Genomic DNA, 13,380 nt, shown 5'->3' on the forward strand with positions numbered 1-13,380 from the left:
TCGAGGACGGTGACGAGCTCCGACTTGCCGTCGCCGTCGAGGTCGGCGAAGTGGGTGTTGTCCTTGGTGAAGCCCTGGCCGATGACGACATCGGCGTCCCAGGGCATCTGCGCGAAACCCGCGCCGTTGCGCCACGCCTTCACATCGCCGTTGTCCAGGACCGTCACGATGTCGGCCTTGCCGTCCCCCGACACCGAGGAACCCTTGGGCCCGCCGTCGACGATGTTGCGGTAGCGGTACGGCTTGTAGTCGCCCGGGGTGCTGGAGTACGGGTACGGGATCTTGCGGTAGATGGTGCCGGTGCCGCCGGCCTGTTCGTAGCCCCAGTAGGACGTGTGGGCGGCGTCGGCCCACTTCTCGAACAGCACCGCGTGGCGGGTGTTCTCGTCTCCGTTGGCGTCGATCAGGGCGTCCCCGGTCCTCAGGTCCTCCTTGCCGATGGCGTTGCTGATCTGGGTGAGCCCGACGGTGTTGGTCCCGCCGTTGGGGTCCTGCGGCTTCCCGGGCAGTCCCCAGGCCATCGACACATAGCCGGAGCAGTCCGTGCGATAGGTGCCGTACTGGTTGGTGTGGTAGGCGGACTGGCTGTAGGGCACCGAAGGGATCAGCCAGCTCTTGGCCCGGGTGATGACCTCGTTCCGGCTGATCGGCTGGGCCGCTGCCGTGGCCGTCGGATTCTTCTGGGCGTCGATGGCTCTCTCACCACCGGCCGTCAGCGCAGCTGCAGACGCGGTTCCGAAAGCCGTCCCCCCTGTGGCCGCCTGCGCGGTGGCGGCTGTGGACATCAGCGCCGCCAGTGCCGTCGCCGTCGCGACCGCGAGTTTCACGCGGCCGGAATTCCCCCTCGCGAGCATTGGGTCTCCTCACACCATGGATCGCCCGAGGCGATGTGGTCCGTTTCGTGACAGGAAAAACACTCGCGGTCGTGGCTTCAGGAGACCTACAACGCTTCTGCAAGACCGGGCGGAGCCATCCGCGTTCCCTATAGGCCGTCTAGAAGCGGCCCAGAGAACCGCCGATTCCGCCTCGTCCGGGCTCCCGGCCGGGCTCCCGGCCGACCTCCCGGGGCCGGCCGCATAGCATTTCGACCATGAACCGTACGGCGAATCTCGTACTCATCAGCGGAAGCCTGCGCGAAGGCTCCACCAACACGGCGGTGGTGCGCACCCTGCCCGGGCTTCTCGGCGACCGGGTCCGCCCGCTGGAGTACCGCGGCATGGCGTCGCTGCCGCACTTCAACCCGGACGACGATGTCGAGCCGCTGCCCGCGGAGGTGGCCCGGCTGCGCCGGGTGGTCGCCGAAGCCGACGCGGTGTTGTTCTGCACGCCCGAATACGCGGGGGATCTGCCCGGCTCGTTCAAGAACCTGCTGGACTGGACGGTCGGCGGGATGGAGATCGTGGACAAGCCGGTGGGCTGGATCAACGCCTCCTCGTCCCCCACCGGGGCCGAGGGCGCCCATCGAGCCTTGCGCACGGTCCTCGGGTACACGGGGGCACACCTGGTCGAGGAGGCGTGTGTGCGGGTGCCGGTGTCCCGGGCCGCCGTCGACGCCGGGACCGGCACGGTCACGGACCCCGGGGTGCGCGAGGCCATCGCCGAGGTCGCCCGTGCGCTCGTCGGCCATGTGGCGGCCGGCTGGGGGTCCTCGGCCGCGGATGGGGCCGAGGAAGAGTTTGCGGACCGCGCCGCTGGGGCCTAACCGGCGTCCCATTCCCCCGTGGTGGCGAACCGCTCGACGGCCTCCGCGTACGGGCCGGGGTCGAGCCCTCGCGCGCGTGCCCACTCCGGGTCCAGGTGGGTGCCGCGGTACGGCTCGGCGTGGTCGCCGACAAGGCTGACCACGCTGCCCCGCGCGCCCGCCTCGCGCATCCGCGACACGAGGTGGCACACGCCCCACAGGCCGGTGCCGGCCGCCGGGCCGGCCGGGACGCCGGCCGTGTCGTGAAGCCACCGCAGGGCCGCGACGGACGCGGCGTCCGGGACCGGGATCACCAGGTCGATCACGGTCGGCAGAAAGCCGGGCTCGGTGCGGGGGCGGCCGATGCCGGGGATCCGGGAGGGCATGCCGGTGGCGTAGTCGCTGCAGCCGCTCGCCCATGAGGGGAAGTAGGCGGAGTTCTCCGGGTCCACCACGGCCAGCCGGGTGGGGTGGCCGTGGTGTCGCAGATGGCGGCCGATCGAGGCCGAGGTGGCGCCGGTTCCGGCGCCCGTCACGATCCACGCGGGCACCGGGTGCGGCTCCGCGCGCAGCTGCTCGAAGATCTCGTCGGCGATCGTCGGCTCGCCGCATCCGGCCAGGGCCGGTCCGGCGTCGGTGAAGTGGTCCAGGAAGTGTCCGCCGAGCCGCTCGGCCAGCTCGCGGGCCTCCTTCTGCACCGCGGCCGGCGGCTGTTCGCCCGTCTGCCACCGACCGCCCTCCCGCTCGATGCGGGCCAGGGTGTCGGCCGGGGTCTTCGCCGGTACGACGGCGCGGAACGGAAGGTCGAGCAGCCGCGCGAAGTGGGCCCCCGCGACGGCGACCGCGCCGCCGGTGGCGGCGACCACGGTGGTGTCCGCCGTGATCCGGCCGCTCGAGATCGCCTGGCAGTACATGGCCCGTACCAGGCGGTGTTTCACGCTGCCGGTGGGGTGCGCGGACTCGTCCTTGAGATAGACCTCGACGTCCCGCAGCGCGGGCAGCGGGAGCGGACGGAGGGGCGTCGGGCCGTGGGCGCGGCCTTCCGCGTGGAGGCGCCGGATCGCTTCCGCCGCCCAGGCGTTGGGGTGTTCCGAGGTCATGGGCACTGACCATACCCAGGGGCCCGGCGCGTCGTCGGTGCCGTATGGCATCGTCGTGGTTGTCAAGTACGGTGCGCGACGGGGAGTTCGGACGTGACGGTGGTGCTGGAAGGCGAGCGGCTGGTCGAGGTGGCGCGGCGGCTCAGGGGAGCCGACACCGGGGGGTGGCGGGAGCCCGCGCTGCGGGCGGTGGTCTCGTCGCTCGGGTGGGAGTGGCGCGAGGCCGCGGGCGACGCGGGCGAGGCGTGGCTGCGGCCGACGGGGCAGCACGAGTCGCCGTTCGCGCATGACGGGGAGGAGTTCGTCGGGCTCCATGTGCCGGTCGAGCTGGTGGAGGGCGGGGCCGCCGCCAAGGCGGACAGCTTCCGCAGGGCGGCGGAGGCGCTGATGCCGGCGTTCGGGCGCGCGTCCATCATGGGGGCGTACGGGGACCTCGGGCCGTTCTACGAGTCCACGCCGCTGTGGGGGAGCCCCTTTCTGCGGTGGCGCGGGAAGCCCGACACGCTGGAGCTGCGCGCGGGGGAGCGGGGGCCGGAGCTGCTGCTCCAGCCGACCGACCCGGTGGAGAACTGGTTCTGGCGGCAGGGCCATGGCGAGGACTTCGCGCTCGGCGGCTTCTTCGGCTCCCTCCCGGTCTCGGCCAACGGGGGCCTGGGCTTCCCCGGCTACTGGAGCACGGACGACTGGGACGTCTACACCACCGCGCTGAGCGACTTCCTGGGCTCGCTCCCGGCCGAGACCAGCGCTCTCGGCACCGAGCTGGATCTCGGCATCCACGCGCTGGTGCCGGGCACCTACGGGCCGGTCGTCTTCCATATCCTCTGCGGCGACCGGCTGGAGATCGTCTACAACACGGAGGAGCTGGGCAGCGCGGGTTCCGGCACCGACCCGGCCTCCCTCGGCTGGATCCCGGAGGCCACCACGCCCGCGGAGCTCTCCCACTGGATCGACTGGACGCACCACTTTGGCGTCTTCGGCCCGGATGACACCGATGGCCCCCGGCTGGCCCGGTTGCTCGTCGGCACCCTCCGCGACCTGGGGGTGGCGTCACCGAAGGACCTGAGCCTCTCGGACCACGCCCAGACCGTGGACGACTACCAGGTGGACTTCTACGGGCTGACGCTGCGGGAGAACCCCTGAGCGCCCTCCTCCGGGCCCATCGCGCCGGTTCAGGGCGCGGAGGTGAACACGAGCGAGGTGTTGTGGCCGCCGAATCCGAAGGAGTTGCTCAGTGCCGCGGCCGGTGACGCGCCGCGTCGGGGCTGCCCCGTGACGACGTCGAGCTTCACCTTGGGGTCGAGGGCGTCGACGTTCTGGGTCGCGGGGATCACCCCGTCGCGCACCGCGAGAATCGCGGAGAGCGCGCCGACCGCCCCCGCCGCCCCGAAGAGGTGGCCGGTCATGGACTTGGTCGCGGTCACGGAGGGATGGACGCCGATGGCCTCGGCGATCGACTCGGCCTCGGCGAGATCGCCCATGGGGGTGGAGGTCGCATGGGCGTGGATGTGTTCGATCGCGAGCGGGGTCAGCCCCGCGGCGGCCAAGGCCAGGCGCATGGCGCGGACCTGACCCTCCGGGTGCGCGGCGGTGATGTGGTGGGCGTCCGAGGTGACCCCGGCCCCGGCGAGCGTCGCATGGGCGCGGGCGGCGCGGGCGGCGGCGAACTCGGCGCGCTCCAGGACGACCACGGCCGCGCCCTCGCCGATGACGAAGCCGTCGCGGTCGACGTCGAAGGGCCGGGACGCTCGCTCGGGCTCGTCGTTGCGCGTGGAGTGGGCTCTGGCCTGGGCGAATCCGGCCAGCACCAGCGGGTTGACGCAGGCCTCGGTGCCGCCCGCGACGACCACGTCGGCCCGGCCGAGGCGGATCAGGTCTAAGCCCAGCGCGATCGCCTCGGCTCCCGAGGCGCAGGCGCTGACCGGGGCGTGGGCTCCGCCGCGCGCGCCGAGTTCGATGCTGACCAAGGCGGCGGGGCCGTTCGCCATCAGCATGGGGACGGAGTGCGGGGACATCCGCCGCATTCCGGAGGACTCCATGATGTCGTTCTGGCGGATCATGGTCAGCGTGCCCCCGGTGCCCGTGCCGATGGCCACGGCCAGCCGCTCCGGATCGACGTCGGGGGCGCCCGCGTCGGCCCATGCCTCACGGGCGGCGATGAGTGCGATCTGCTGGCAGCGGTCCATGCGCCGGGCCTGCACCCGGTCCAGGACCTCGGACGGATCGACCGCCAGTCGGCCCGCGATCCGTACGGGCGCCTCAGCCGCCCACTCCTCCTCGATTCTGCTGATCCCGGATCTCCCCGTCAGCATCCCGGACCAGGTCGAGGCCACATCGCCGCCGAGCGGCGTGGTGGCCCCGAGACCGGTGACCACCACCTGGTCGGTGTCAGAGCGCATCGAAAACTACCCCCGTGTAGTGGACACACAACTCCCGCATCACCATCGCGGGAGGAGATCGACTTGTCGGCCACTCTGTCAGGGGGATTCCGCTCGAATAGATGTTGTGATCCCAGCAGTCCGGCGTCGGGATTTTGTAGGGATCGGCTATTGAGCGATGGAGCGGTGACCGGGGAACCGCGGAGGGTGAAAAAGGGACCGCCCCGGCCGGACGAGTGTCCAACCGGGGCGGGAAAGGGCGGGAAGGAGCGGGCCGCCGTGTCAGACGAGGGTGGCGAGGGCCTCGTTGAAGGTCGCCGACGGACGCATCACGGCGGCGGCCTTGGCCGGGTCGGGCTGGTAGTAGCCGCCGATGTCGGCCGATTCGCCCTGGACGGCGATCAGCTCGTCGACGATCGTCTGCTCCTGGGCGGCGAGCGTCTCGGCGAGCGGGCCGAAGGCCTTGGCCAGGTCCGCGTCGCCGGTCTGCTTGGCCAGCTCCTGCGCCCAGTACAGCGCCAGGTAGAAGTGGCTGCCGCGGTTGTCGATGCCGCCGACCCGGCGGCTGGGCGACTTGTCCTCGTTGAGGAAGGTGGCGGTGGCCCGGTCGAGGGTGTCGGCGAGCACCTGGGCGCGCGCGTTGCCGGTGGTCTTCGCGTACTGCTCGAAGGACGGCACCAGCGCGAAGAACTCGCCCAGCGAGTCCCAGCGCAGGTAGTTCTCCTTGACCAGCTGCTGGACGTGCTTCGGCGCGGAGCCGCCGGCGCCCGTCTCGAAGAGGCCGCCGCCCGCCATCAGCGGGACGACCGAGAGCATCTTGGCGCTGGTGCCCAGCTCCAGGATCGGGAACAGGTCGGTCAGGTAGTCCCGCAGCACATTGCCGGTGACCGAGATGGTGTTCTCGCCGCGGCGGATCCGCTCCAGGGAGAACGTGATCGCGTCGACCGGAGCCTTGATCTCGATCTGCAGGCCCTCGGTGTCGTGCTCGGGCAGGTACGCCTTGACCTTCTCGATCAGCTGGGCGTCATGGGCGCGGTTCTCGTCGAGCCAGAAGACCGCCGGGTCGCCGGTGGCGCGGGCGCGGGTGACGGCGAGCTTGACCCAGTCGCGGATCGGCAGGTCCTTGGTCTGGCACATGCGGAAGATGTCACCGGCGCCGACGACCTGCTCCAGGACCACGTTGCCGGCCTCGTCGAGGACGCGGACGGTGCCCGTGGTGGGGATCTCGAAGGTCTTGTCGTGGCTGCCGTACTCCTCGGCCTTCTGCGCCATCAGGCCGACGTTCGGGACCGAGCCCATGGAGGCGGGGTCGAGGGCGCCGTTGGCCCGGCAGTCGTCGATGACGGCCTGGTAGATGCCGGCGTAGCTGCTGTCGGGGAGGACGGCGAGGGTGTCGGCCTCCTGGCCGTCGGGGCCCCACATGTGGCCGGAGGTGCGGATCATGGCCGGCATGGAGGCGTCGACGATGACGTCGGAGGGGACGTGCAGGTTGGTGATGCCGCGGTCGGAGTCGACCATCGCCAGCCGGGGGCCCGCGGCCAGCTCGGCCTCGAAGGACTCCTTGATCCTGTCGCCCTCGGGCAGCGACTCCACGCCCTTGAGGATGCCGCCGAGCCCGTCGTTGGGGGTCAGGCCGGCCGCGGCGAACACCTCGCCGAACTCGGCGAAGGTCTTCGGGAAGAAGGCCCGCACCGCGTGGCCGAAGACGATCGGGTCGGAGACCTTCATCATCGTGGCCTTCAGGTGCAGCGAGAACAGCACGTCCTCGGCCTTGGCGCGGGCCACCTGCGCGGTGAGGAACTCACGCAGCGCCGCCACCCGCATCACCGACGTGTCCACGACCTCGTCCGCCAGCACGGGTACCGACTCGCGCAGGACGGTGGTGGAGCCGTCGTCCCCCGCCAGCTCGATGCGCAGGCTCCCGGCCTCGGAGACGACCGCGGACTTCTCGGTGGAACGGAAGTCGTCGACGCCCATGGTGGCGACGTTGGTCTTCGACTCGGGGCTCCAGGCGCCCATGCGGTGCGGGTGCGTCTTGGCGTAGTTCTTGACCGAGGCGGGGGCGCGGCGGTCGGAGTTGCCCTCGCGCAGCACCGGGTTGACGGCGGAGCCCTTGATCTTGTCGTAGCGGGCGCGGATCTCGCGCTCCTCGTCGGTCTTCGGGTCGTCCGGGTAGTCCGGCAGCGTGTAGCCCTGCTGCTGCAGCTCGGCGACCGCGGCCTTCAGCTGCGGGATCGAGGCCGAGATGTTCGGCAGCTTGATGATGTTGGCCTCGGGCGTCTTGGCCAGCTCGCCGAGTTCCGCGAGGGCGTCGGGGATCCGCAGGCCCTCCTCCAGGTACTCGGGGAAGACGGCGATGATGCGCCCGGCCAGCGAGATGTCGCGGGTCTCCACAGCGACACCGGCCGTCGACGCGTAGGCCTGGACCACCGGCAAGAACGAATACGTCGCCAGGGCCGGGGCCTCGTCGGTGTGCGTATAGATGATGGTCGAGTCAGTCACCGGGTGCTCCGCTCCACGTCTGCAACATTGCTCGACATCAAGATATCTCGTCATCGGCCCCCTCTCGAATGGACCCTCGAAAAGCCTCATTGCATAAAGCTTCGGGCAACCGTATAGTCATGCCATCGACAGGGAGGTATCGATGGCGGTACGTGCGGCGGTGGCCGGAGCGAGTGGATACGCGGGCGGCGAGGTGCTGCGCCTGCTGCTCACCCACCCCCAGGTGGAGATCGGCACCCTGACCGGAAACTCCAACGCCGGCCAGCGCCTCGGAGCCCTGCAACCGCACCTGCTGCCGCTGGCCGACCGGGTCCTCGAGCCCACCAGCACCGAAGCCCTGGCCGGGCACGACGTGGTGTTCCTCGCGCTGCCGCACGGCCAGTCCGCCGCCGTCGCGGAGCAGCTCGGGGACGAGGTCCTGATCATCGACTGCGGGGCCGACTTCCGGCTGGAGGACGCGGGGGACTGGGAGAGGTTCTACGGCTCGCCGCACGCGGGCACCTGGCCCTACGGCCTCCCCGAACTGCCCGGGGCCCGCGACGCGCTGGAGGGGTCCAGGCGCGTCGCGGTCCCAGGCTGCTACCCGACCGCCGTCTCGCTCGCGCTCTTCCCGGCGTACGCGGCGGGGCTGGTCGAGCCCGAAGCCGTGATCGTCGCCGCCTCCGGCACCTCCGGCGCGGGCAAGGCGCCCAAGCCGCATCTGCTGGGCAGCGAGGTGATGGGCGCCATGAGCCCGTACGGCGTCGGCGGCGGCCACCGGCACACCCCCGAGATGATCCAGAACCTCTCGGCGGCGGCGGGGGAGCCGGTCTCGGTCTCCTTCACCCCCACCCTCGCCCCCATGCCCCGCGGCATCCTCGCCACCTGCAGCGCCAAGGCCCGGCCCGGGGTGACGGCCGAGTCCGTCCGGGCCGCGTACGAGAAGGCGCTCCAGGACGAGCCGTTCGTCCACCTCCTCCCCGAGGGGCAGTGGCCGTCCACCGCCGCCGTGTACGGATCGAACGCCGCGCTGATCCAGGTCGCCCACGACGCGGCGGCCGGCCGCGTCATCGCCATCAGCGCCATCGACAACCTCACCAAGGGCACCGCCGGCGGCGCGGTCCAGAGCATGAACGTCGCGCTCGGCCTCCCGGAGGAGCTGGGGCTCTCCACGACCGGGATCGCGCCATGAGTGAGCGGGACAGCGCCATGAGCCGGGCGGACACCGGCGCACACCACATGAACCGTCCCCATGGCGGGGCGAACAAGGAGTCACAGTGAGCGTTACGGCAGCCCAGGGCTTCACCGCCTCCGGCGTCGCGGCGGGTATCAAGGAGAACGGCAACCCCGACCTGGCCCTCGTCGTCAACAACGGGCCGCGACCGGCCGCCGCCGGTGTCTTCACCTCCAACCGCGTCAAGGCCGCCCCCGTCCTGTGGTCCGAGCAGGTACTGAAGGGCGGCGCGGTCAGCGCGGTCGTCCTCAACTCCGGTGGGGCCAACGCCTGCACCGGCCCGCTCGGCTTTCAGGACACCCACGCCACCGCGGAGAAGGTCGCGGAGGTCCTCGGGCACAGCGCCGGCGAGATCGCCGTCGCCTCCACCGGGCTCATCGGCATCAGGCTGCCCATGGACAAGCTGCTCCCCGGCGTGGAGAAGGCGGCGGCCGAGCTGACCCCCCACGGCGGCGACAAGGCCGCCATCGCCATCAAGACCACCGACACCGTGCACAAGACCGCCGTGGCACAGGGCACCGGCGGCTGGGTCGTCGGCGGCATGGCCAAGGGCGCGGGCATGCTGGCCCCCGGCCTCGCCACCATGCTCGTCGTGCTCACCACCGACGCCGACGTCGAGGCCCAGGACCTCGACTCCGCGCTGCGCGCCGCCACCCGCACCACCTTCGACCGGGTCGACTCCGACGGCTGCATGTCGACCAACGACACCGTGCTGCTGCTCGCCTCCGGGGCGTCCGGGATCACGCCCGCCGCCGAGGAGTTCGCCGAGGCGGTCCGCGAGGTCTGCGCCGACCTGGCGCGCCAGCTGATCGGCGATGCCGAGGGCGCCTCCAAGGACATCCGCATCGAGGTGGTGGGCGCGGCCACCGAGGACGACGCCGTCGAGGTGGGCCGCTCGATCGCCCGTAACAACCTCCTCAAGTGCGCCATCCACGGCGAGGACCCCAACTGGGGCCGGGTGCTCTCCGCGATCGGCACCACCTCCGCCACCTTCGAGCCGGACCAGCTCAACGTCGCCATCAACGGCGTGTGGGTGTGCAAGAACGGTTCCGTCGGCGAGGACCGGGAGCTGGTCGACATGCGCTACCGCGAGGTGCGCATCACCGCCGACCTGTCCGCGGGCGACGAGTCCGCCGTCATCTGGGCCAACGACCTGACCGCCGACTACGTCCACGAGAACAGCGCGTACTCCTCATGAGCCGGCCGACCGCCCGTAAACACACCGCCCTGCCCAAGGCGCGCATCCTCATCGAGGCGCTGCCCTGGCTGACCCGCCACCACGGCAAGACCGTCGTCATCAAGTTCGGCGGCAACGCCATGGTCGACGAGGAGCTGAAGGGCGCCTTCGCCCAGGACGTCGTCTTCCTGCGCCACGCGGGGCTGCGCCCCGTCGTGGTGCACGGCGGCGGCCCGCAGATCAGCGCCCAGCTCGACCGGCACGGCCTGGTCAGCGAGTTCAAGGCGGGGCTCCGGGTCACCACCGACGAGGCCATGGACGTCGTACGGATGGTGCTGGCCGGACAGGTCCAGCGCGAGCTGGTCGGGCTGCTCAACCACCACGGCCCGCTCGCCGTCGGCATGACCGGCGAGGACGCGCACCTGATGTCCGCCACCAAGCACTTCGCCGAAATCGACGGCGAGCGGGTGGACATCGGCCGGGTCGGCCAGATCACCGAGATCGACACCGGCGCGGTCCAGGCCCTGCTGGACGACGGCCGTATCCCGGTCGTCTCCTCCATCGCCCGCAGCGCCGATGATGGCCACGTCTACAACGTCAACGCCGACACCGCCGCGGCCGCGCTCGCCGCCGCGCTGGGCGCCGAGACGCTGATGGTGCTCACCGATGTCGAGGGCCTGTACGCGGACTGGCCGAACAGCGACGAGGTGATCAGCAAGCTCACCGCGAGCGAGCTGGAGAAGCTGCTGCCCGAGCTGGCCAGCGGCATGGTGCCGAAGATGGAGGGCTGCCTGCACGCCGTGCGCAACGGCGTCAACACCGCGCGGGTCATCGACGGGCGGGTGCAGCACTCCATCCTGCTGGAGATCTTCACCGACGAGGGCATCGGCACGATGGTCCTGCCGGACCCGGACAACGAGAACACCGACAACGAGAACGCGAAGGGCGAGGGGGCGGACCGGTGAGCAACGAGAAGCTGACCCAGCGCTGGCAGGGTGCGCTGATGGACAACTACGGCACCCCGCGGGTCCCGCTCACCCACGGCGAGGGCGCCAAGGTCTGGGACGCGGACGGCAAGGAGTACCTGGACTTCATCGGCGGCATCGCCGTCAACTCCCTCGGCCACGCCCACCCCGCCGTCGTACGGGCCGTGTCCGACCAGATCGCCACCCTCGGCCATGTCTCGAACCTGTTCATCGCCGAGCCCCCGGTGGCGCTGGCCGAGCGGCTGCTGCAGCTCCTCGACCGGCCCGGGCGGGTCTACTTCTCCAACTCCGGCGCGGAGGCCGTCGAGGCCGTCTTCAAGATCGGGCGGCGCACCGGCCGTACCCACATGGTGGCCACCACCGGCGGCTTCCACGGCCGCACCATGGGCGCCCTCGCGCTCACCGGCCAGCCCGCCAAGCAGGAGCCGTTCCTGCCACTGCCCGGCGACGTCACCCATGTGCCGTACGGGGACGTGGACGCGCTGCGCACGGCCGTCACCACCGACACCGCGCTGTTCATCGTGGAGCCGGTCCAGGGCGAGAACGGCGTCGTCGTGCCCCCGGCGGGATATCTCGCGGCGGCCCGCGAGATCACCCGGGCCACCGGCACCCTGCTGGTCATCGACGAGATCCAGACGGGAATCGGCCGCACCGGCCACTGGCTCGAATGCCAGGCGCAGGGCGTCGAGCCCGATGTGGTGACCCTCGCCAAGGGGCTGGGCGGCGGCCTGCCCATCGGCGCGACCGTGGCCTTCGGGCCCGCCGCCGAGCTGTTGACCCCAGGTCAGCACGGCTCGACCTTCGGCGGCAACCCGGTGGCCTGCGCCGCCGCGCTGGCCGTGCTCGACACCCTCGCGGCCGATGACATCCTCGACCGGGTCAAGCGGACCGGGGAGCGGCTGCGTGACGGGATCGAGTCGCTCGGCCACGCGTTGATCAGCCATGTCCGCGGCTCCGGCCTGCTGCTGGGTATCGTGCTGACCAAGTCCCTCGCGCCACAGGTGCAGCAGGCGGCTCAGGACGCGGGACTCCTGGTCAACGCGGTCGCGCCGGACGTGGTCCGGCTCGCCCCGCCCCTCGTCATCGGCGACGAGGAGGTGGACGCGTTCCTCGGAGCCTTCCCCGGCGCCCTGGACGCCGCCCAGGGGAGAGACGGGCACTGACGGATCCGGAGACTGACGAGACGATGACCGAGGCGCAGCACACCGAGGCGCAGGGCAACGGCAACCACAACAGCGGTGGCCCGGCCGTGCCGCAGACCCGCACCGCCCGGCACCGCCGGATCGTGGACATCCTGAACCGGCAGCCGGTCCGCTCCCAGAGCCAGCTCGCGAAGCTCCTCGCCGACGACGGGCTGTCCGTCACCCAGGCGACGCTCTCCCGCGACCTGGACGAGCTGGGCGCGGTGAAGATCCGCAACACCGGGGGCGAGCTGATCTACGCGGTGCCGGCCGAGGGCGGCGACCGTACGCCCCGGGCCCCGCTCGGCGAGTCGGCGAGCGAGGCCCGGATGGCGCGGCTGGCGGGTGAGCTGCTGATCTCGGCGGAGGCGTCCGCCAACCTCGTGGTGCTGCGCACCCCGCCCGGCGCCGCCCAGTTCCTGGCCTCGGCCATCGACTCGGCGGAGCTCCACGCGATCCTGGGCACGATCGCGGGCGACGACACGGTGCTGCTGATCAGCCGTGAGTCCACGGGCGGCCAGGCACTCGCCGACCACCTGCTCCGCCTGGCCCAGAAGGATCACTGACCCTGGGCCCAGCCCGGAGCAGCTGCGGCCAGGCCGCCGCGAGTGCGGCGTGACCGGCCGGCGTCGGGTGTACGCCGTCCGCGGCCCAGTACTCCGGCCCGGTCGTCGCGGCGAGCTCGGCGAACATGCCGTGGCGGCGAGCAGATGCGCGCCGTACTTGCGGGCGAGCTTGCGCACGACCTGGATCTTCGGGTCCAGGTCGGTGCGCCATTCCTTTCGCTCTTCCTCTCCGATGAGCGCGGCACCGGCCTCGACGACGCCGTGGATCGGCAGGAGGAACGGCTCGATGAGGATCAGCGTCGTGCCCGCCTCGGCAAGGGGCGCGAGCAGGCGGTCATAACCCGCTTCGAACCTTCGAGGTCCATCACCTTGTCGCCCCCGTTCCCGGTGTTCAACCAGGTCACCGGCCGGTCCGGGTGCCGGAGTCCGCACTCGCCCGCGACGCGCAGCGGGTAGCCGAACCCGAGACCGTCTTCGCTCTGCCGCCGTTGGCAGTCGGTGATCGAATCGCCGGTGAACATGATGGTGCTTCCCGGTCGGACAGTGATCGTCATGTGCGCTCCTTGAACTCGGGTGAGGAGGGGACCTCTCGAAAGGTG

The 13,380-nt window shown here is 71.4% G+C and carries 11 protein-coding genes and 1 pseudogene; 7 read left to right on the forward strand and 5 right to left on the reverse strand.

Annotated features, from left to right (window positions below; all coding sequences use genetic code 11):
• Positions 1-827, reverse strand: a pseudogene (locus tag PV419_RS23295) (VCBS repeat-containing protein); the annotation flags it as partial.
• 263 nt (positions 828-1,090) lie between these two features.
• On the opposite strand from PV419_RS23295, the gene PV419_RS23300 reads away from it, so the two are divergent.
• Positions 1,091-1,702: an NADPH-dependent FMN reductase gene (locus tag PV419_RS23300; RefSeq protein ID WP_319691852.1), complete on the forward strand. Its 612-nt coding sequence runs from the start codon at positions 1,091-1,093 to the stop codon at positions 1,700-1,702.
• On the opposite strand, the gene PV419_RS23305 is transcribed toward PV419_RS23300, so the two are convergent.
• Positions 1,699-2,781 carry a pyridoxal-phosphate dependent enzyme gene (locus PV419_RS23305; RefSeq protein WP_319691854.1) on the reverse strand — a complete coding sequence of 361 codons (1,083 nt, stop codon included), beginning with the start codon at positions 2,779-2,781 and terminating at the stop codon, positions 1,699-1,701. The two genes, PV419_RS23300 and PV419_RS23305, sit on opposite strands and share 4 nt — an antisense overlap.
• Positions 2,782-2,874: 93 nt before the next feature.
• On the opposite strand from PV419_RS23305, the gene PV419_RS23310 reads away from it, so the two are divergent.
• Positions 2,875-3,921 carry a hypothetical protein gene (locus tag PV419_RS23310; protein ID WP_319691856.1) on the forward strand — a complete coding sequence of 349 codons (1,047 nt, stop codon included), beginning with the start codon at positions 2,875-2,877 and terminating at the stop codon, positions 3,919-3,921.
• A 29-nt stretch (positions 3,922-3,950) separates the two neighbouring features.
• Here the strand turns inward: PV419_RS23310 and PV419_RS23315 are convergent, their stop codons facing one another.
• Together PV419_RS23315 and PV419_RS23320 are read right to left on the reverse strand one after the other, a co-directional pair.
• Positions 3,951-5,177 (reverse strand): beta-ketoacyl-ACP synthase II, encoded by a 1,227-nt coding sequence (locus PV419_RS23315; RefSeq protein WP_319691858.1) that lies wholly within the window; start codon positions 5,175-5,177, stop codon positions 3,951-3,953.
• A gap of 261 nt (positions 5,178-5,438) precedes the next feature.
• Positions 5,439-7,658, reverse strand: a complete 2,220-nt coding sequence (locus PV419_RS23320; RefSeq protein WP_319691860.1) for an NADP-dependent isocitrate dehydrogenase — start codon at positions 7,656-7,658, stop codon at positions 5,439-5,441.
• A gap of 142 nt (positions 7,659-7,800) precedes the next feature.
• On the opposite strand from PV419_RS23320, the gene argC reads away from it, so the two are divergent.
• From argC to PV419_RS23345, 5 genes are all read left to right on the forward strand, one after another.
• Complete coding sequence (argC, locus tag PV419_RS23325; protein WP_319691862.1) at positions 7,801-8,829, forward strand: N-acetyl-gamma-glutamyl-phosphate reductase; 1,029 nt, start codon at positions 7,801-7,803, stop codon at positions 8,827-8,829.
• 85 nt (positions 8,830-8,914) lie between these two features.
• Positions 8,915-10,069 carry a bifunctional glutamate N-acetyltransferase/amino-acid acetyltransferase ArgJ gene (gene argJ, locus PV419_RS23330; RefSeq protein WP_319691863.1) on the forward strand — a complete coding sequence of 385 codons (1,155 nt, stop codon included), beginning with the start codon at positions 8,915-8,917 and terminating at the stop codon, positions 10,067-10,069.
• Positions 10,066-11,013 (forward strand): acetylglutamate kinase, encoded by a 948-nt coding sequence (argB, locus tag PV419_RS23335; protein ID WP_319691864.1) that lies wholly within the window; start codon positions 10,066-10,068, stop codon positions 11,011-11,013. The genes argJ and argB overlap by 4 nt, the downstream gene beginning before the upstream one ends.
• On the forward strand, positions 11,010-12,197 hold the full coding sequence (locus PV419_RS23340) for an acetylornithine transaminase (RefSeq protein WP_319691866.1): 1,188 nt from the start codon (positions 11,010-11,012) through the stop codon (positions 12,195-12,197). The genes argB and PV419_RS23340 overlap by 4 nt, the downstream gene beginning before the upstream one ends.
• A gap of 23 nt (positions 12,198-12,220) precedes the next feature.
• Positions 12,221-12,781 carry an arginine repressor gene (locus tag PV419_RS23345; RefSeq protein ID WP_319691868.1) on the forward strand — a complete coding sequence of 187 codons (561 nt, stop codon included), beginning with the start codon at positions 12,221-12,223 and terminating at the stop codon, positions 12,779-12,781.
• A gap of 293 nt (positions 12,782-13,074) precedes the next feature.
• Here PV419_RS23345 and PV419_RS23350 read toward each other — a convergent pair whose 3' ends face one another.
• Positions 13,075-13,335: a hypothetical protein gene (locus tag PV419_RS23350; protein ID WP_319691870.1), complete on the reverse strand. Its 261-nt coding sequence runs from the start codon at positions 13,333-13,335 to the stop codon at positions 13,075-13,077.
• Positions 13,336-13,380 lie beyond the last annotated feature (45 nt).

The organism is Streptomyces sp. ME19-01-6 (assembly GCF_033793745.1).
GTDB lineage: Bacteria > Actinomycetota > Actinomycetes > Streptomycetales > Streptomycetaceae > Streptomyces.

What these genes read in the sequence shown, in the direction of transcription:
- PV419_RS23305 (WP_319691854.1), bottom strand. Translation starts at nt 2,781, where the DNA reads ATGACCTCGGAACACCCCAACGCCTGGGCGGCGGAAGCGATCCGGCGC.
- PV419_RS23350 (WP_319691870.1), bottom strand. Translation starts at nt 13,335, where the DNA reads ATGACGATCACTGTCCGACCGGGAAGCACCATCATGTTCACCGGCGAT.
- PV419_RS23315 (WP_319691858.1), bottom strand. Translation starts at nt 5,177, where the DNA reads ATGCGCTCTGACACCGACCAGGTGGTGGTCACCGGTCTCGGGGCCACC.
- argB (WP_319691864.1), top strand. Translation starts at nt 10,066, where the DNA reads ATGAGCCGGCCGACCGCCCGTAAACACACCGCCCTGCCCAAGGCGCGC.
- PV419_RS23345 (WP_319691868.1), top strand. Translation starts at nt 12,221, where the DNA reads ATGACCGAGGCGCAGCACACCGAGGCGCAGGGCAACGGCAACCACAAC.
- argC (WP_319691862.1), top strand. Translation starts at nt 7,801, where the DNA reads ATGGCGGTACGTGCGGCGGTGGCCGGAGCGAGTGGATACGCGGGCGGC.
- PV419_RS23300 (WP_319691852.1), top strand. Translation starts at nt 1,091, where the DNA reads ATGAACCGTACGGCGAATCTCGTACTCATCAGCGGAAGCCTGCGCGAA.